Consider the following 18,237-nt stretch of genomic DNA (forward strand, 5'->3'; position numbering starts at 1 on the left):
GCGCCTGCGCGCGGTGGATTCGTGCTCGACGGCTCCCTCGTCACGCGGGGAACCCCGAGCGGGCGGTGTATCCGAAGTCGCTGAGCAGCGTCGTCCCGTTGATCGCCCTGCTGAGCGGCGACACCAGATAGGAGACGTGCGCGGCGACATCCGCAGCGCTCTGCACCGGGAATCCCGGTGCGTCGAACGCGGCGGAGCCGAGATCGCCGCGGCTCATCGGCGTGTCGACGATCGACGGCGCCACCGTGTTCACGCGGATGCGCGTGTCGGAGAGATCGACCGAGAGCGCCCGCCCGAACTGCACGAGTGCGGCCTTCGATGCCCCGTACGGCACCATGCCCGGCGACGCGACGAAGGCCGAGTCGCTTGCGAGCAGGACGACGGATGCCGCCGGCGCGGCACGCAGCATCGGGAGCGCGTGCTTGAGCACGAGGAACGCTCCGGTCACGTTCACGGAGAGCACGGCATCCCAGTCGGCGAGATCGGTGTCCTCGATCGACGTGCCGACGGGCCCCGATATCCCGGCGCAGCAGACCACGGCGTCGAGGCGGCCGAGCGTCATGGCAGCGGAGCCCACCGCCGCACGCACCTCGCTCTCGTCGGTCACATCCGCGACGAGGATCAGGGCCCCTAGACATCCGCTCGCCGTCTCGCGGAGCGCGGCGGCGTCGCGATCCAGCAGGGCGACCCCCACGCCTTCCGCGGCGAGCGCGAGCGCCGTGGCGCGGCCGATCCCGCTCGCCGCGCCCGTCACGAGCGCCGTCGTACCCTGCAGCTGCAGATCCATCGCACCCTCCGGGGCCGCCGCCGGGCACCGGATGGTGCGGAGAGGACGGCGGTGTCGTCTCGGTCATCCTGCTCCCCCCTCGCGATGACGCGAACCGCCGTCGGCGGGGTGTGCGCGCTCGCACCATCGTCCTTCACTCAGGGTCAAGCGCCCGAGGTGCCGCGCGAGCAGACTCGCTCTATCGACGATTCCCCTCGTCGTCGGTGCCGTGCGAGCACGGCGTCACCGAGCAAAGGAGCCGACGTGGCACCCTCGACCGAAACATCTCACGAGCACACCGCTCTCCGCCCCGGTGCCCTCGGCGTCGCCGGCATCGTCTTCCTCGTGCTCGCCGCGGTCGCACCGCTCACGGGCATCGTGGTCGTCGCGTCCCTGGCGATCGCCCTCGGCAACGGCGGCGGCACCCCGATGTCGTTCTTCCTGGTGGCGGCGATCCTGCTGCTCTTCGCCGTCGGCTACGCGCAGATGTCCAAGCAGCTCGTGAACGCCGGCGGCTTCTACGCGTTCGTCGTGAAGGGCCTCGGCCGCACCGGCGGTCTGATCGCCGGGCTCATCGCGACTCTCGGCTACAACTTCTTCGTCGTGGGCACGATCGGCACCAGCGGATTCTTCATGCAGACGATCATCCGCGACCTCACCGGTCTCGACGTGCACTGGCTCGTATGGGGCCTGCTCTCGATCGTGGTGTGCTTCGTCCTCGCCCGCATCGGCGTCGACTTCAGCTCGAAGGTGCTGGGCGTCTGCCTGGTGCTCGAGGTGCTGATGCTCGTCGTGTTCGACGTGTCGGTGCTCGTGCAGACCGGGTACGACCTGGGTGCGTTCAGCCCGGAGGCGGTGTTCTCCGGCTCCCTGCCGATCGGACTCCTGCTCGCCGCGACCGGCTTCCTGGGGTTCGAGGCGACCGCGCTCTTCAGCGAAGAGGCGAATCAGCCGCTGCGCACCATCCCCCGCGCCACCTACACCTCGATCATCGCGATCGGCGTGATCCTGGGCGTCACGACCTGGGCCGTGGTCAGCGCGACCGGAGTGGCGCAGGCGCAGGCGACCGCGCTCGAGCACCTCCCGACGGGCGACCTGATCTTCTCCCTGTCGCAGCAGTACCTCGGGGGCACCCTCACCACGGTGATGATGGTGCTCCTGCTGGTGAGCCTGTTCGCCGCGATGCTCGCCTTCCACAACTCGGCGACCCGCTACCTGTACTCGCTGGGACGCTCGCGGATCCTGCCGCAGGCGCTCGCGCGCACCAGGGCCAACGGCGCCCCGCAGCTCGCCGGTATCGTGCAGGCCGCATTCGCCGGCATCATGGCGATCATCTTCGCGATCGCCGGCGCCGACCCGATCCTCACGCTCGTTCCCGCGATGCTCGGCTTCGGTACCCTCAGCGTGCTGATCCTGCAGGGACTCGCGGCGATCTCGATCGTCGTGTACTTCCGCCGCAACCGGGACCCGCGCTGGTGGAGCACGTTCATCGCACCCGGAATCGGATTCCTCGGCATCGCGGCGATCTCGGTCCTCGCCGTCGTGAACTTCAACATCGTCGCCGGCTCCGAGGAGCTCGCGATCCGGCTGATGCCGCTGCTGCTGGTCGTCGCGCTGATCGGCGGCATCGCGTACGGCGCCTACCTCAAGCGCGCGAAGCCCGCCGTCTACGACGGACTCGCCACCGACCTGGAGAAGTTCAGCGACCGCTGACGCTCTCCCCCGCCTCCCCCATCGACAGAGCAAGGACGACGCATGACGACCCTGAACCCCGCAGACACCTCCACCTGGCTGCCGCTCGAGGGCCTCGCCCCCGGCTTCGACGCCAACAAGGCGCCGCACACCACGGCGCTCAGCGGCCGTGAGATCGCGGTCGTCGACGCCCGCGGCACCCGCATCGTGCACCGCTTCGGCGACACCACGGTCTCCTGGCAGTATCACCCGGGCTCGGAGGATCCCACCGAAGCCGCAGCGGACACCGATGACTACGAGGCGTTCGAGGTCGATGACGATCTCTACTTCGTGCAGTTCCATCACCGCTACCTGCCGAACGAGGCCGTCTCGCTCGTGCTGGATCTCCGCGCCGGTCGTGCCCTCGCCGTGATCTCGATCATCCTCCCCGCCCCGGAGCAGGGCCGCACCCGCGTGCAGCACGTCTTCGCGCCGAGCGTGATCGAGGGCGCCGACGTGTCGGGCGCCGAGGCCGCACCGACGACGACCCTGATCGGGCGTCGGGTCGAGTGGGTCTACAGCGCCGAGCACGCCTACGAGCACGTCTACCTGTCGTCGCGGTGGTACTCGTGGCAGTGCCTGGCCGGGCCGGAGCGCGGCCTCGCCGACACCGACGAGAACACCGTGTGGGAGGTGCGTCCCGGCATCTACATCTTCGCGTGGCGCGAGAAGGTGATCCCCTGCGCCTCGGTGACGATCGCCGACCACCGCGACGTGAACGCGATCCGCTCGCACGGCGTGCTGTTCGGGCTCGACGAGACGGGCGAGGTGCCAACGCACTTCACGTTCGGTGCGCACGGACGGCTGCTGTCGACCACGCTCCACGCGCCCGAGCTCGAGCCGGCCGCCTTCGGAGAGGACTGAGATGGAGGCCGCCGCCGACCTGGTCGTCACCGGCTCCGTGATCCGAACCGCCGACCGGTCGAACCCGCTCGTCGAGGCCTTCGCGGTCCGCGACGGACGAGTGCTCGCGGTCGGTTCCCTCGCCGATGTCATACGGCTGCGAGGACAGGGAACGCGGATGCTGGACGTCGGGGACGCGGCGGTCTATCCCGGTTTCGTCGACGTGCACAACCATCACGCGCTGGCCGGCCGCACCGACCTGTTCGAGCTGTCGCTGCCGCCGTCGCTGACCCTCGATGAGATCCTCGCGCACGTGCGCGACAGGGCGGCCGCACTGCCCGCCGATGCCTGGATCGTCGGCGGCGCGGTGCCGACGACGCTGCTGCCTTCGCTGGCGAACACGTACTCGCGCCGGCGACTCGACGACGCATCCGGCGGACGGCCGGTGATGCTCATGGAGGACTCCCGGCACAACCGCTGGGTGAACACGCGTGCGCTCGAGCTCGCGGGCATCACCGCGACGAGCATCCCGTCGTCGGGCGTGACGATGCTCGACCCCGACGACGGCACCCCCACGGGCGTGCTGCTGGAGGCGGCGGGGATCCCGGTGCAGGAGGCCTTCGACGTCGGCGGCGGGCTCACACCGGAGCAGCATGTGGCCGCCTCGCGCCGCGGCGTCGAGCTGCTGAACTCCTTCGGTATCACGACCTTCCAAGACGCGGGTGTCTCGGTCGACATCCTCGGCGCCCTCGCGACCCTCGACCGCGCGGGAGCGCTGAACGCGTGGGTCGTGTCGTCGATGCTCATCAACGACGACATCTTCGGCGTCGCGCCGATCGGCACGCCCCTCATCGAACGAGGAGAGGAGTTCCGCACGACGCACCACCGCCCCGACTTCGTGAAGATCTTCCTCGACGGCGTGCCCCCGGCGCACACGGCCGCCTTCCTCGATCCGTATCCGGCCGACGCCGCACACGGCGCGCACTTCCACGGCGAGACGACGATGACGTTCGACGAGCTCGCCGGCTGGCTGCGCGTGGTCGCCGACAGAGGTCTCGGCGCGAAGGTCCACTGCACCGGCGACGGCTCCGCCCGGCTCGTGCTGGATGTCGCGGAGCGCCTGCGGGGCGAGGGCGTCACCACCCCGATCCAGATCGCGCACGGACAGTTCCTCGCCGACACCGACATCCCTCGGCTGCAGGCACTGGACGTGTCGGCCGACATCTCCCCGTTCATCTGGTTCCCCGGTGTCATCCCCCAGGCGCTCGCCGACGTGCTCGGCGAGCGCGCGGAGCACTCGCAGCCGAACCGCGCGCTGATCGACTCCGGCGCACTGGTTGCCGGCGGGTCGGACTGGCCGGTGAGCGAGTCCCCGAACACCCTGGAGGGACTGCAGGGCCTGGTGACGCGAGCCGATCCGCTCGGGCGCGCACCCGGCGTGCTCTGGCCGGAGCAGGCCATCTCCGCCGAGGAGGCGCTCGAGGTCTTCACGATCAACGCGGCGACGGCCATGGGCCTCGGTGCGGAGACCGGTTCCCTGACGCCCGGCAAGTCCGCGGACTTCGTCGTGCTGGCGCGCGACGCGATCGCCGGGCCGCCGGACGAGATCGTGCACACGCCTGTCATCTCGACGTGGTTCGCCGGCCGCGAGGTGCACGCCGCCTGACGCGAGGACCACCCGTACCGCCGAAACCCCCACCCGCGGTCATCGCGGGTGGGGGTTTCTCGTCGGCGTCGCGCGCGGCGTCTCAGTCCGCGAGCACGAACCCCGCCCCGCGCTCCCCGATCATCGCGGCGGGCGCATTGGTGTTGCCGGTCGGAACCGTGGGGATGACAGAGGCGTCGATCACCCGCAGACCGTCGACCCCGTGCACGCGCAGTCGAGGGTCGACCACGGCATCGGCATCCGTCCCCATCCGGCACGTGCCGACCTGGTGGTGGTAGGTGATGGCGGTGCGGCGCACCCAGTCCTCGACGTCGGAATCCGACACGTCGGGACCGGGATAGGCCTCCACCGCGCCCCACCGCTCGGCGAGGGCCGGCTGGGCACCGATGCGGCGGCACTGGCGCACGGATGCCGCGAGCGAGGCGACATCGCGGTCGTCGGCCAGCGCGGCCAGGTCGATGTCCGGTCGATCGCCCAGCCCGGGGCCGGTGAGTGTCAGCGCACCACGGCTGTACGGCGTCACGAGCCCGGCCATCAGGGTGAATCCGTCGTCCCCCTTCGGATCCAGCTCGCCCCACATCGGCACCGAGAAGTGGATGGGCTGCGTGTCGGGCTCCGCGAGGTCGTCGCGACTGCGCCAGAAGAGGTGAGTCTGCGTCACCGAGACGCCGGGCTGCGGCGGACCGACCGGGCGCGCCGTCGTCGTGAAGACGACCGGCGAGAGGAGGTGGTCGTGCAGGTTCTTCCCGACCCCCGGAGAGTCCTGCACGACCGGGATCCCCAGGGCCTCGAGCTCCGTCGCGGGTCCGATGCCCGATCGCAGCAGGATGATCGGCGAACCGATGGCGCCGGCCGAGAGGATGACCTCGTCGGCGAACACGTCCTCGGAGTCCGCGCCCTCGCCCAGCCGGACCCCCCGCGCCCGGCCGTCCTCGATGATCACCGAGTGGACTTCCCGTCCGGTGATGATCGTCAGCTTCTCAGCGACCGGTTGCGCGTACGTCGTCCAGGTGTTCACCCGGCGACCGTCGCGGATCGTGACCTGCTGCTGGGAGACCCCGTCGAGGACGCCGCCGTTGTAGTTCGGATTGTGCGGCAGCCCCTCCTCCACGGCGGCGGCGATGATCGACTCCTGGATCGGCGAGAGCGCATAGTCGTCGCTCACGTACAGCAGGTCGTGCTCGATCGCGTCGTACACGGGTTCGACCTCGGACCAGCCCCAGCCGGTCGCGCCGGCCGTCTCCCACGCGTCGTAGTCGGATGCCGCTCCGCGCACCCAGATCATGGCGTTGAGAGCGTGCGAGCCTCCGGTCACCTTGCCCCGGGGCAGGTGCAGCCGACGCCCGGCCGCATGTTCCTGCGGCACGGTGAAGTAGTCCCAGTCCTCGGCCGAGTGCCACAGCTCTCCCGCGCGCGAGGGATCGTGGATCGCCGGATTCGTGTCGTACCCGCCCGCTTCGATGAGGGTCACCGCGACGCCGGCATCCGCCAGCCTCCGCGCGACGATCGCCCCCGACGTGCCGGCTCCGACGACGATGGCAGAGCGCATGGGTCAGCCCTTCCGACCGGGGCCGGACACGACCTGCGTCACGGCCACCGACTTGAGGCCCTCAACTCCGAACTCCAGTCCGTAGCCCGAGCTCTTGACCCCGCCGAACGGCACCATCGGATGCAGACCGCCGTGCGAGTTGATCCACACGGTCCCGGCCTCCATCCGCGAGGCGGCCGCGCGTGCCGCCGCAGGGTCGCTCGACCAGACCGAGGCTCCGAGACCCACGTCGACCGCGTTCGCCCAGGCGAAGGCCTCGTCGACGTCGGAGTACCGGATCACGGGGAGCGCCGGACCGAACTGCTCCTCCTGCACGAGGGCGGCGTCGTTGTCGATGTCGGCGACGATGGTCGGGCGGTAGAAGAGCTCCCCCAGCTCCGGCGCCGCGTCGCCACCCGTCACGATGCGGGCGCCACGGCTCTTCGCGTCGTCGACCAGGCGGGTGACGATGTCGAACTGGGCGCGGTTCTGCAGGGGTCCGAGCACGTTGTCCTCGTCGAGGCCGTTGCCCATCGGCACGGATCCCGCGATCTCGGCGAGCGCACCGACGACGTCGTCGTAGACGGAGTCGTGCACGTAGAGGCGCTTCATCGCCGCACACGTCTGGCCGGTGTTGATGAAGGCGCCCCAGAAGAGATCCTCGGCGATGGCGGCGGCATCCGTCCCCGGAAGCACGATGCCGGCGTCGTTGCCGCCGAGTTCGAGGGTGAGACGGGCGAGGTTCCCGGCGGAGCTCTCGATGATGCGTCGTCCGGTCGCGGTCGATCCGGTGAACATGATCTTGGCGATGTCGGGGTGGGAGGCGAGTCGCGCCCCCACCTCACGGTCTCCGGAGACGCCGATCAGCACATCGGCCGGGAGCACCTCGTTCATGACGGCGAGCATCGCGAGCACGCTGAGGGGCGTGTACTCGCTCGGCTTCGCGACGACCGTGTTGCCCATCCGGAGCGAGGGCCCGATCTGCCAGATGGTGATCATGAGCGGCCAGTTCCACGGACCGATCGCGCCCACGACGCCGGCGGCCTTGTAGACGAGCTCGGCATGGAGTGTCTCGTCGTCGACCAGCACCTGCGGTTCGATGACGATGCTCGCGTTGGTGCGCAGCCACGCCGAGCAGGCGCCCAGCTCGAAGCGGGCGTTCGGGCCGTTCAGGGGCTTGCCCTGCTCGCGCGAGAGCAGGTGGGCCAGCGCCTCGGCGTTCGCGTCGATCGCATCGGCGGCCGCGAGCAGCAGCTCGCTGCGCCTCTCGTGGCCGAGCGCCTCCCAGGCGGGCTGCGCGGCCGCGGCACGCGCGACCGCGTCGTCGAGATCGGCGACAGCGTGCACCGGCGCGCGGCCGATGATCTCGCGGGTCGCCGCGTCGGGGATGTCGCGCCCCGCGCCCTCCGGCGCCTGGATGCGGTCGAGCAGCACGGCGGCTGCTGCGGCGGATTCGGACATCGGTGACTCTCCTTCGAGCGGGACGGGGCCGGCATCGGGGAGGCCGGTCGTCATCTCATTGTCGGATGCCGTCCGGCACGGCACTTGTCCGGGAGCGCGTCGTAGATGTCCGAGTGCGAAGGATGCCGCGGCTCAGCGCGTGCGCAGACCGTCGAGCGCTACGGTCAGCACGTCTCCGGCGAGCGCAGCGGCGTCTTCGGCTCCGCCGGGCCGGTACCACTCGACGAGCGAGTTGACCATGCCGAAGAGCAGTCGCGTCGCGACCGAGGCGTCGACATCCGCTCGGACGGCACCGTCCTGCTGGGCGGCGCGGACGATGCGCGTGACCTCCTGGTCGAAGGCACGGCGTCGTTCGAGCGCCCGACGTTCCACGTCGCTGTTGCCGCGGACGCGCAGCAGCAGGGTCACCGACGGCAGGTGCGCGGCGAGCACACGGACGGCGCCCTGGAGCACGGCCGCCAGACGCTCGCTCGGCACGACCGTCCGAGTGTCGGCGAGCACGCCTTCGAGACCGTCCAGCGCTTCGCCGAGTGCCGTCTCGAGGATCTCCTCCTTCGAGGAGAAGTGGTGATAGAGAGCGGCTTTCGACAGCCCGAGCCGGGTGGCGAGGGCGGCGACCGAGGTGGCGTCGTAGCCGGATTCGTTGAAGACGGCGACAGCCGCGTCGAGCAGGCCGCGTCGGTCGTATCCCGGACGGCCGCGCCGGGCCGGTTCGGTCGCGCCGCTCTGACTCATCCCGTCAGTCTGGCAGGTTCGCCCGCTGTTCCCGTGGCAGCTGCGGCGGGTTCTGCGGCCGTCGACCCGCCACAGGTGCCACGGGAGCGAGGGGTCAGCTCGGCCCGAAGTCCTCGAAGATCAGCGTCGTCCGTGTCGAGCGGATCGACGGGATCGCCTGGATGTCCTCCAGCACGATGCGACGGAGATCCCGCGCATCGTTGGCCCGCACGAGCAGGATGACGTCGAAGTCGCCGCCGACCAGCGCCATGTGCTCGATCTCGGGAATCGCGCGCAGGCGGTCGCGCACGTCCTGCCAGGTCGCCTGCTCGATCGCCAGAGTGACGTACGCGCTCGCGTGATGTCCCAGCAGCACCGGATCCGTGCGCACCGAGTAGCCGGTGATGACGCCGGCATCCGTGAGCCGCTTGATGCGCGCGTGGGCACCGGCGCGCGAGATGTGCACGGCCTCCGCGATCGCCGTCATCGACGACCGGGCATCCCGGCGGAGCTCTCCGAGGATCGCATGGTCGATGTCATCCAGCACGGTCATGGGAACCCCTTCGTTCGTCCATCGAATTCTGACACTTCGAACGTGGAATCGGCAATTTGCCATGCATCGTCCAGCTTTCATCGCAGTCTCTTGGACGACTGAGTTCTGCGAGGCATGCTGGGCTCATCGAGTTCGGCAGTGGCGACGAACAGTTGGAGGCGACGGATGCAGCACACCGACATGCTCCCGCGTGACACCGCGGTGCAGCTGATCGACCAGAACGGCGCTCCCGTCGCCGACGAGCAGTACGCGCTCCCTGAGGCGGACGTCCTGCTGCGGGCCTACCGCGGCCTGGTCGAGGGACGACGGATCAATGATCAGGCCGGCGCCCTCGTGCGCCAGGGCCGTCTCGCCGTCTATCCGTCGTCGCATGGCCAGGAGGCCTGCCAGGTGGGCGCGTCCCTGGTTCTCGGCGACGCCGACTGGCTGTTCCCCACCTATCGCGACTCGGTCGCCGTCATCGCGCGCGGAGTCGAGCCCGCCGACGCACTGGTGCTCCTCAAGGGCGACTGGCACTCCGGCTACGACGTGCGCGCGCACCGGGTCGCACCGCAGGCGACACCCCTCGCGACGCAGCTCCTGCACGCGGTCGGCTTCGCCCAGGCAGCGAAGCACCGCGGAGAGGACACGGTCGTCCTCGCCCTCTGCGGCGACGGCGCGACGAGCGAGGGCGACTTCCACGAGGCCATGAACTTCGCCGCCGTGTTCCACGTGCCCGTCGTCTTCTTCGTGCAGAACAACGAGTTCGCTATCTCCGTGCCCCTCTCCCGCCAGACCGCGGCCCCCTCTCTCGCCCACAAGGCGATCGGGTACGGGATGCCCGGGCAGCGGGTCGACGGCAACGACGTCGCCGCGGTCCTCGCCGTGCTCGGCGAGGCGGTCTCCCGTGCACGCGCCGGTGGCGGCCCCTCGCTGGTCGAGGCGCACACGTACCGGATGCAGGCGCACACGAACGCCGACGACGACACCCGCTACCGCGAGCGCGCCGAGGTGCAGGAGTGGGTCGCCCGCGATCCCCTGCTGCGCCTGCGGGCCCACCTGACGCAGACCGGCGCCCTCGATGCGGATGCCGAGGAGCGGTTCGCCGCGGGAGCCGAGGAGATCGCCGCCGCCATGCGGACGGCGCTGAACACGGATGCTGACCTCGACCCCGAGGACCTCTTCCGATTCGTGACCGAGAAGCGCTCGCCTCAGCTCGAGGAGCAGTGGCAGCTGCTGCGCGACGAGATCGACCGCTCGCAGCTGGAGACGGAGGGACAGCGATGACCATCGCCCACGACGACGTGCACACGGAGACCGCCGTGCCGCCCCGCGAGGTGACGACCATGAGCATGGCCGCCGCCCTCAACCGAGCTCTCGCCGACGCGATCGAGTCCGACCCCGAGGTGGTCGTCTTCGGCGAGGACGTCGGCGCTCTCGGCGGCGTCTTCCGCATCACCGACGGGCTCACCGCGCGCTACGGCGAGGACCGGTGCTTCGACACGCCTCTCGCGGAGTCCGGCATCGTCGGCACCGCCGTCGGCATGGCCATGAACGGCATGCGTCCCGTGGTCGAGCTCCAGTTCGACGCGTTCGCCCTCCCCGCCTTCGAGCAGGTCGTGAGCCACGTCGCAAAGCTCGGCAACCGCACACGCGGAGGGATGCGGATGCCGCTGGTCATCCGCATCCCGTTCGGCGGAGGCATCGGCGGCGTGGAGCACCACTGCGACTCCTCGGAGGCGTACTACGCCCACACGCCGGGGCTCACCGTCGTGAGTCCCGCCACCCCGCAGGACGCCTACTCCCTGCTGCGTGCGGCGATCGCCTCCCCCGACCCCGTGATCTTCCTCGAGCCCAAGAAGCTCTACTGGAGCAAGGGCGAGGTCGACACGTCGATCACGGCCGAGATCGGCACCGCGCGCATCGCCCGCGAGGGCACCGACGTGACCCTCCTCGCCTACGGCGCCTCTGTGGCGCTCGCCCTGGAGGCCGCCGAGGTCGCCGCCGCGGAGGGCCGGAGCGTGCAGGTCGTCGACGTGCGCTCGCTCTCGCCCTTCGACGACGCGACCGTGACGGCCGCCGTGAAGTCGACGGGGCGTGCCGTGGTCATCGCCGAGGCACCAGGCTATGCGTCGGTCGCCTCGGAGATCCAGGCCCGCGTCTTCGAGCGGTGCTTCGAGTTCCTCGAGGCGCCCGTGCGCCGGGTCACCGGCTTCGACGTGCCCTACGCACCGCCGAAGCTCGAACACTGGTACCTGCCCGACGTCGACCGGGTTCTCGACGCGATCGACACGCTGCACTGGGACGAGGACGTATGAGCACCGAGCTGAAGAACGGCACCGCGCAGGTCTTCCGTCTCCCCGACCTCGGCGAGGGACTGACCGAGGCCGGACTCGTGCAGTGGCTCGTCGCGGTCGGCGACACGATCGTCACCGACCAGCCCATCGCCGAGGTCGAGACCGCGAAGAGCGTCGTCGAGCTGCCCTCGCCGTTCGCGGGTGTCGTGACCGCGCTGCACGGGGAGGCGGGTGACACGATCGATGTGGGAGCCCCGGTCCTCGAGGTCGCGGGAGCCCCGGAGAGTCAGAACGCTGCGGGCGCTGCCGTGGAGCAGGAGGCCTACCGCGAGGAGGAGCGCGCCGGCTCCGGCAACGTGCTCATCGGCTACGGCACCACGGAGCGCGCCGGATCCGGTCGTCGTCGCCGCCCCGCCGCGGTGCGTGCGAAGACTCCCGCACATCTCGGAGAGACCTCCGTCTCCCGGACCGTCCCCGCGGAATCCTCCGAGAAGCCGACGATCGTCCGAGAAGCGGATGCCGCGCCGCGGCACCCCGTGGCGGTACGCTCTCCGCTCGTGCGGCGTCTCGCGCGTGATCTCGGCCTCGACGTGCACACGATCGCCGCGACCGGACCCGACGGCGCCGTGACGCGCGCCGACGTGCTCCGGGCCGCGGTGGACAGCGCCGTGGACGGCGCGGCCGCGCACCATCGCGAGACGAGCAGCGCAGCGGCTGTCACCGGGGAGACCGTCGACGGACTCGCGGTCCGGACGCGGGAGCGGATGTCGCCGTTGCGCAAGGCCGTCAGCGCCAAGCTCAGCCGCAGCAGGGCGGAGATCCCGGAGGCGACGGTCTGGGTCGACGTCGACGCCACCGCCCTCTGGGACCTCCGCGCGCAGATGGCGCCCGAGGGCGGCAGGGCACCGTCGGTCACCGCCCTTCTCGCCCGCTTCGTGCTCCTCGCCCTCGAGGACTTCCCGATCCTCGCGTCGCGTCTCAGCGAGGACGCCGGCGAGCTGATCTCCTTCGACGGGGTGAACCTCGGCGTCGCCGCCGACACCGAGCGCGGGCTGATGGTCCCGGTGATCCCGGGCGCTCACAGCCTCACGGTCGAGCAACTCGACGTGGCTCTGCGCGAACTCGCCACCTCGGCCAGGGCCGGATCGCTGCCGCCGGAGCGCCTCCGCGGATCGACGTTCACCCTCAACAACTACGGCGGGCTCGGCGTCGACGGGTCTGCCGCGATCATCAACCATCCGGATGTCGCCATCCTCGGCATCGGCCGCATCATCGAGCGCCCCTGGGTCGTGGACGGCGAGATCGTGGTGCGGCGCATCGCCCAGCTCTCGCTCGTGTTCGACCACCGCGTCTGCGACGGCGGGTACGCGGCCGGCTTCCTCCGGCGCGTGACCGAGCTCATCGAGCATCCGCTGCGCGCCTTCGGGAGGGTCTGATGACGGAGGCGTTCCTCGTCGGCGGTGTCCGCACACCGGTCGGACGCTACGGCGGAGCCCTCGCCGGGGTGCGACCCGACGACCTCGCCGCTCTCGTCGTGCGCGAGGCGGTCGTCAGGGCCGGAATCCCGGATGCCGCGATCGACGAGGTCATCCTGGGAGCGGCGAACCAGGCGGGCGAGGACAACCGGAATGTCGCGCGCATGGCCGTGCTGCTCGCGGGACTCCCCGACAGCATCCCCGGCATCACCGTGAACCGGCTCTGCGCATCCGGGATGTCGGCGATCGCGATGGCCGCACAGGCGATCCGTGCCGGCGACGCCGACCTCATCGTCGCGGGTGGTGTCGAATCCATGACCCGGGCGCCGTGGGTGCAGGCGAAACCCGAGCGCGCGTGGGCGAAGCCCGGTGAGGCGTTCGACTCCTCGATCGGCTGGCGCTTCACGAACCCCCGTCTGGCCGCGCGTGACAAGGCGACGTTCTCGATGCCCGAGACCGCCGAGGAGGTGGCGCGCCGCGACGGCATCACCCGTGCGGATGCCGACGCCTTCGCCCTCCGCAGTCAGCAGCGCGCCGCCGCCGCGATCGACGCCGGTCGCTTCGCCGCCGAGATCGTCGCGGTGCCCACGCGGTCCGGCGATGTCACGGTCGACGAGGGCCCGCGTCGCGACACCAGCCTGGAGGCCCTGGCCGGGCTCCGACCGGTCGTCGCCGGAGGCGAGGTGGTCACCGCCGGGAACTCCAGCTCGCTCAACGACGGCTCCTCCGCGATCGTGGTCGCGAGCGCCGACGCCGTGCGACGCTATGGACTCGTGCCGCGCGCCCGCATCATCGCAGCGACCTCGGCGGCCCTCGCCCCCGAGATCATGGGCCTCGGACCGGTACCGGCCACCGAGAAGGCGCTCCAGCGCGCCGGACTCGAGATCTCCGACATCGGGGCCGTCGAACTGAACGAGGCCTTCGCCACCCAGTCGCTCGCGTCGATGCGCCGACTCGGCCTGGACCCCGAGATCGTCAACCGGAACGGCGGCGCGATCGCCCTGGGGCACCCCCTCGGCTCGAGCGGATGCCGTCTCGTCGTGACGCTGCTCGGGCGCCTGGAGCGAGAAGGCGTCGAACGCGGCCTCGCCACGATGTGCGTCGGCGTGGGCCAGGGCTCCGCGATGATCGTGGAGCGCGTCTCATGACGCTGCAGGTCGAGGCGCGACCCGACCGCGTCATCGCCGTGCTGGATCGTCCGGAGAAGCGCAACGCGATCGACCAGGAGACCATCGACGCGCTGCACGACCTGTGCGCGTCGCTCGAGGAGCACCCGCGCACGCTCATCCTCACCGGCGCCGACGGCGTCTTCGCCGCCGGCGCCGACATCGCCCAGCTGCGCGAGCGCACGGCCGACGACGCCCGCCGCGGGATCAACGCGACCGCGTTCATCCGCATCAGGGAACTGCCGATGCCGGTGATCGCCGCGATCGACGGCTATGCGCTGGGCGGCGGCGCCGAACTCGCCTACGCCGCCGACATCCGCATCGGCACGCCCGCGCTGCGGATCGGGAATCCGGAGACGGGGCTCGGGATCATGGCCGCGGCCGGCGCCACCTGGCGGCTGCCCGAGATCATCGGCGAGGCCAGGGCGAGCGAACTGCTCCTGACAGGTCGCACACTCGACGCCGAAGAGGCGCTCGCCTGGGGGCTCGTCTCGGCCCTGCACCCGGCCGAGGACCTGCTCGGCGCGGCGCACGCCCTCGCCGATCGGATCGCCGCGAACGACCCGCTCGCGACCCAGCACACCAAGCGGGCTCTGCGGACGCCGCGCGCCGAGCACCCCGCGATCGAGTTCGCGCTGCAGGCCGAGCTTTTCGAGTCCCCGGCGAAGCACCGTCGGATGACGGAGTTCCTCGAGAGGCGGGCACGTCGATGAGCGGGATCGACGCACCGGCACACGTCGGAGTCCTCGGCGGAGGGCGCATGGGCGCCGGGATCGCCCATGCCTTCCTGCTCGCCGGATCCCGCGTGAGCGTGGTGGAGCGCGACAGCGCCAGTGCCGACGCCGCCGCCGAGCGCGTGCACGACAGCATCCGGCGCTCGGTCGACCGCGACCCGCTGCTCGACGGATCCGCTCTCCGCGCCCGCCTCGACTGCGGCACCGAGATCGCCGAGTTCTCGGCGTGCGCGCTGGTCGTGGAAGCCGTTCCGGAGGACCGGGCGCTCAAGGAGGAGGCGCTGAGTCGCGCCGAGGGGGCGATGCACGACGGCGCGATCCTCGCCTCGAACACCTCCTCGATCTCGATCGACGACCTCGCCACGGACCGCGCCCGTCCCGAGACCTTCCTCGGGCTGCACTTCTTCAATCCGGTGCCGGCGTCCGCCCTCGTGGAGATCGTCCGCGGCTCGGCCACGCGGACCGACGTCGTCGAGACCGCTCGCACCTGGGTGCAGACGCTGGGCAAGTCGCCGATCGTGGTGCGCGACTCCCCCGGCTTCGCCTCCTCACGGCTCGGCGTCATGCTCGGCCTCGAGGCGATCCGGATGCTGGAGGAGGGCGTCGCGAGCGCCGCCGACATCGACGCGGCGATGGCCCTCGGCTACCGGCATCCGACCGGCCCCCTGCGCACGACCGACATCGTCGGACTCGACGTGCGACTCGGGATCGCCGAGGAGCTCGCCGCGACGCTGGGCCCGCGCTTCGAACCGCCCGCGCTGCTGCGCGCGATGGTCGCCGACGGAAAGCTGGGCCGCAAGAGCGGCGAGGGCTTCTACAGATGGAACGAGGAGACGCGATGACCGACCACCTTCCGAGCTACGTCGAGGGATCCTGGTGGACGCCCCTCCGACAGGCTCAGGGACCCGTCGCCGGAACCGACGTGCGCGATGCGTCGACGGGCGAGATCGTGACCCGCGTGAGCACCGAGGGACTGGATCTCGCGGCGGCTCTCGAGCACGCCCGCACGGTCGGCCAGGCGAGCCTGGGCGCTCTCACGTTCCACCAGCGCGCCGTGCTGCTGAAGCAGTTCGCGCTCGCGCTGACCGAGCGCAAGGACGAGCTGTACGCGCTGTCCGCTCGCACGGGTGCCACCCGGACGGACTCCTGGGTCGACATCGACGGCGGGATCGGGGTCCTGTTCTCCTACTCGGGCAAGGGTCGCCGCGAGCTGCCGAACAGCACCGTGCACGTCGACGGCCCGGTCGAGCCGCTCTCGAAGGACGGCTCGTTCCTCGGTCGCCACGTCTACACGACCCTGCCGGGCGTCGCGGTGCAGATCAACGCCTTCAACTTCCCGGTGTGGGGGTCGCTCGAGAAGCTCGCCCCGGCCTTCCTCGCCGGCATGCCGACGCTGGTGAAGCCGGCGACGCCGACCGGGTACCTGGCCGAGGCGATGGTGCGGATCCTCGTCGAGTCCGGACTCCTGCCCGCGGGCTCGTTGCAGCTGGTCAGCGGCAGCGTCCCGACCCTGTTCGATCACCTGCGCCTCGGCGACATCGTCGGATTCACCGGCAGCGCATCGACGGCGGAGAGCCTCAAAGCGCACCCGGCCGTGCAGACGGGCGGTGTGCGGTTCACCGCCGAGACCGACTCGATCAATGCCTCGGTGCTCGGCACGGACGCCGTGGCCGGCACTGCGGAGTTCGACGCCTACGTGCGCCAGCTCGTGACGGAGATGACGACCAAGGCCGGTCAGAAGTGCACGGCGATCCGCCGGGCGATCGTGCCGACGGAGACCGCGGATGCCGTGATCGCGGCGGTCCAGGCTCGGATCGCCGAGAAGACGGTGCTGGGTGACCCGCGAGCCGACGGCGTCACGATGGGCCCGCTCGCCTCGCTCGCCCAGCGTGACGAGGTTCTGCGCCAGGTGAAGGTGCTGCAGGACGCCGGCGGGCGGCTCGTCGTCGGATCGACCGAGACTCCCGAGGTGCGTCTCGCCGACGGGACCACCGGTGCGGCGGCGGACGGCGCCTTCGTCTCCCCCGTCCTGCTGCGCTTCGACGATCCCGGGACCGATGCCGTGCACAGCGTGGAGGCCTTCGGCCCGGTGGCGTCGCTCCTGACCTACGACACGACGGCCGAGGCGGCGGCGCTCGTCGGACGGGGCGGCGGCTCGCTGGTCACCAGCATCGCGACGCACGATCCCGTGCAGGCCGTCGACCTCGCCACGCGCATCGCCCCCTTCAACGGCCGCATGCTGCTGCTCGACCGCGATGACGCCCGCTCGTCGACCGGTCACGGCTCGCCGCTCCCCAACCTCGTGCACGGTGGCCCGGGGCGGGCGGGCGGCGGCGAGGAGCTCGGCGGCATCCGCGCCGTCCTGCATCACATGCAGCGGACGGCCGTGCAGGGCTCGCCGCAGATGCTCACCGCGCTCACCGGCATCTGGCACGCCGGCGCCACTTCCCGCAGCGAGGGCCGGCATCCGTTCCGCAAATCGCTGGCCGAGCTGCGCATCGGCGATCAGGTCGTCTCGGCGTCGCGCGAGGTGACGCTGGCCGACATCGAGACCTTCGCGCGGTTCACGGGCGACACGTTCTACGCGCACATGGACGAGGATGCCGCGGCCGCCAACCCGTTCTTCCCCGGACGCGTCGCCCATGGGTATCTGCTCGTCTCCTGGGCGGCCGGGCTCTTCGTCGACCCGGAACCCGGTCCCGTGCTCGCGAACTACGGGCTGGAGAACCTGCGGTTCCTGACCCCGGTGTCTCCGGGAGATGAGATCCGGGTCGAGCTCACCGCGAAGCAGATCACTCCCCGCGAGACCGACGAGTACGGCGAGGTGCGCTGGGACGCGGTCATCCGCAACCAGGCCGACGAGACGGTGGCCACCTACGACGTGCTGACGCTCGTCAGCAAGGAGCCCGCTCCGGCGGCGGTCCCGGTATGAGGCCGATGATGCAGCGCGACCGGGCGTCTGCTGCGCTGGGCATGAGCGTGGACCGCGACGAACCGGGTGCCGCGGTCGTGTCGATGGTCGTGCGCGACGACATGCTGAACGGGTTCGCGATCACGCACGGCGGCCTCGTCTTCGCGCTCGCCGACACCGCGTTCGCCCTCGCGTGCAACGAGGACGAACGCGTGACCGTGGCGGCGGGCGCCGACATCACGTTCCTGAAGTCGACGCACGCCGGACAGACGCTGACCGCGACGGCGGTGCGCCGCGTCGTCAGCGGACGCACCGGCCTCTACGACGTCACGGTCACCGACGACACGGGTGACGTGGTCGCGGAGTTCCGCGGCCGCTCGGTCACGACGAGCCGCCGGATCGACTGAGCGTCC

Annotated in this window: 16 protein-coding genes; 11 read left to right on the forward strand and 5 right to left on the reverse strand. The window is 71.0% G+C overall.

What is annotated here, in order from left to right; translation table 11 throughout:
* Positions 1-40 precede the first annotated feature (40 nt).
* A complete protein-coding gene (locus MRBLWH11_RS18980; RefSeq protein WP_341945955.1) occupies positions 41-787 on the reverse strand; it encodes an SDR family oxidoreductase in 747 nt (248 codons plus the stop codon).
* A gap of 243 nt (positions 788-1,030) precedes the next feature.
* On the opposite strand from MRBLWH11_RS18980, the gene MRBLWH11_RS18985 reads away from it, so the two are divergent.
* The 3 genes from MRBLWH11_RS18985 to MRBLWH11_RS18995 are packed head-to-tail and all read left to right on the forward strand — an operon-like array spanning position 1,031 to position 5,006.
* Positions 1,031-2,479, forward strand: a complete 1,449-nt coding sequence (locus MRBLWH11_RS18985) for an APC family permease (RefSeq protein WP_341945956.1) — start codon at positions 1,031-1,033, stop codon at positions 2,477-2,479.
* 42 nt (positions 2,480-2,521) lie between these two features.
* Positions 2,522-3,361 (forward strand): molybdenum cofactor biosynthesis F family protein, encoded by an 840-nt coding sequence (locus MRBLWH11_RS18990; RefSeq protein ID WP_341945957.1) that lies wholly within the window; start codon positions 2,522-2,524, stop codon positions 3,359-3,361.
* Position 3,362: 1 nt separating this feature from the next.
* On the forward strand, positions 3,363-5,006 hold the full coding sequence (locus tag MRBLWH11_RS18995) for an amidohydrolase (RefSeq protein ID WP_341945958.1): 1,644 nt from the start codon (positions 3,363-3,365) through the stop codon (positions 5,004-5,006).
* A gap of 82 nt (positions 5,007-5,088) precedes the next feature.
* Here the strand turns inward: MRBLWH11_RS18995 and MRBLWH11_RS19000 are convergent, their stop codons facing one another.
* From MRBLWH11_RS19000 to MRBLWH11_RS19015, 4 genes are all read right to left on the reverse strand, one after another.
* Positions 5,089-6,555 (reverse strand): GMC family oxidoreductase, encoded by a 1,467-nt coding sequence (locus MRBLWH11_RS19000; RefSeq protein ID WP_341945959.1) that lies wholly within the window; start codon positions 6,553-6,555, stop codon positions 5,089-5,091.
* 3 nt (positions 6,556-6,558) lie between these two features.
* Complete coding sequence (locus tag MRBLWH11_RS19005) at positions 6,559-7,995, reverse strand: aldehyde dehydrogenase family protein (RefSeq protein ID WP_341945960.1); 1,437 nt, start codon at positions 7,993-7,995, stop codon at positions 6,559-6,561.
* A 132-nt stretch (positions 7,996-8,127) separates the two neighbouring features.
* Entirely contained in the window at positions 8,128-8,730 is a 603-nt protein-coding gene (locus tag MRBLWH11_RS19010) for a TetR/AcrR family transcriptional regulator (RefSeq protein WP_341945961.1), read from the reverse strand.
* Positions 8,731-8,824: 94 nt separating this feature from the next.
* Positions 8,825-9,262: an Lrp/AsnC family transcriptional regulator gene (locus MRBLWH11_RS19015; RefSeq protein ID WP_207769925.1), complete on the reverse strand. Its 438-nt coding sequence runs from the start codon at positions 9,260-9,262 to the stop codon at positions 8,825-8,827.
* Between the two features lie 165 nt (positions 9,263-9,427).
* Between MRBLWH11_RS19015 and MRBLWH11_RS19020 the strand changes: the two genes are divergently transcribed.
* From MRBLWH11_RS19020 to paaI, 8 genes are read left to right on the forward strand one after another with little or no spacing between them, the layout of a single operon-like run.
* Complete coding sequence (locus tag MRBLWH11_RS19020; protein WP_116634700.1) at positions 9,428-10,528, forward strand: thiamine pyrophosphate-dependent enzyme; 1,101 nt, start codon at positions 9,428-9,430, stop codon at positions 10,526-10,528.
* Positions 10,525-11,559: an alpha-ketoacid dehydrogenase subunit beta gene (locus MRBLWH11_RS19025; protein ID WP_341945962.1), complete on the forward strand. Its 1,035-nt coding sequence runs from the start codon at positions 10,525-10,527 to the stop codon at positions 11,557-11,559. The genes MRBLWH11_RS19020 and MRBLWH11_RS19025 overlap by 4 nt, the downstream gene beginning before the upstream one ends.
* Positions 11,556-12,974, forward strand: a complete 1,419-nt coding sequence (locus MRBLWH11_RS19030; RefSeq protein WP_341945963.1) for a dihydrolipoamide acetyltransferase family protein — start codon at positions 11,556-11,558, stop codon at positions 12,972-12,974. Before MRBLWH11_RS19025 ends, MRBLWH11_RS19030 begins: the two co-directional genes overlap by 4 nt.
* Entirely contained in the window at positions 12,974-14,161 is a 1,188-nt protein-coding gene (locus tag MRBLWH11_RS19035; RefSeq protein ID WP_341945965.1) for an acetyl-CoA C-acyltransferase, read from the forward strand. The genes MRBLWH11_RS19030 and MRBLWH11_RS19035 overlap by 1 nt, the downstream gene beginning before the upstream one ends.
* Positions 14,158-14,892: an enoyl-CoA hydratase/isomerase family protein gene (locus MRBLWH11_RS19040; protein ID WP_341945966.1), complete on the forward strand. Its 735-nt coding sequence runs from the start codon at positions 14,158-14,160 to the stop codon at positions 14,890-14,892. The genes MRBLWH11_RS19035 and MRBLWH11_RS19040 overlap by 4 nt, the downstream gene beginning before the upstream one ends.
* On the forward strand, positions 14,889-15,755 hold the full coding sequence (locus tag MRBLWH11_RS19045; protein WP_341945967.1) for a 3-hydroxyacyl-CoA dehydrogenase family protein: 867 nt from the start codon (positions 14,889-14,891) through the stop codon (positions 15,753-15,755). The genes MRBLWH11_RS19040 and MRBLWH11_RS19045 overlap by 4 nt, the downstream gene beginning before the upstream one ends.
* Positions 15,752-17,845, forward strand: coding sequence for a phenylacetic acid degradation bifunctional protein PaaZ (paaZ, locus tag MRBLWH11_RS19050; RefSeq protein WP_116634695.1), 2,094 nt, complete (start codon positions 15,752-15,754; stop codon positions 17,843-17,845). The genes MRBLWH11_RS19045 and paaZ overlap by 4 nt, the downstream gene beginning before the upstream one ends.
* Complete coding sequence (paaI, locus tag MRBLWH11_RS19055) at positions 17,842-18,231, forward strand: hydroxyphenylacetyl-CoA thioesterase PaaI (protein WP_116634694.1); 390 nt, start codon at positions 17,842-17,844, stop codon at positions 18,229-18,231. Before paaZ ends, paaI begins: the two co-directional genes overlap by 4 nt.
* Positions 18,232-18,237: the final 6 nt, after the last annotated feature.

The sequence above is a fragment of the Microbacterium sp. LWH11-1.2 genome, assembly GCF_038397745.1.
Taxonomy (GTDB): domain Bacteria; phylum Actinomycetota; class Actinomycetes; order Actinomycetales; family Microbacteriaceae; genus Microbacterium.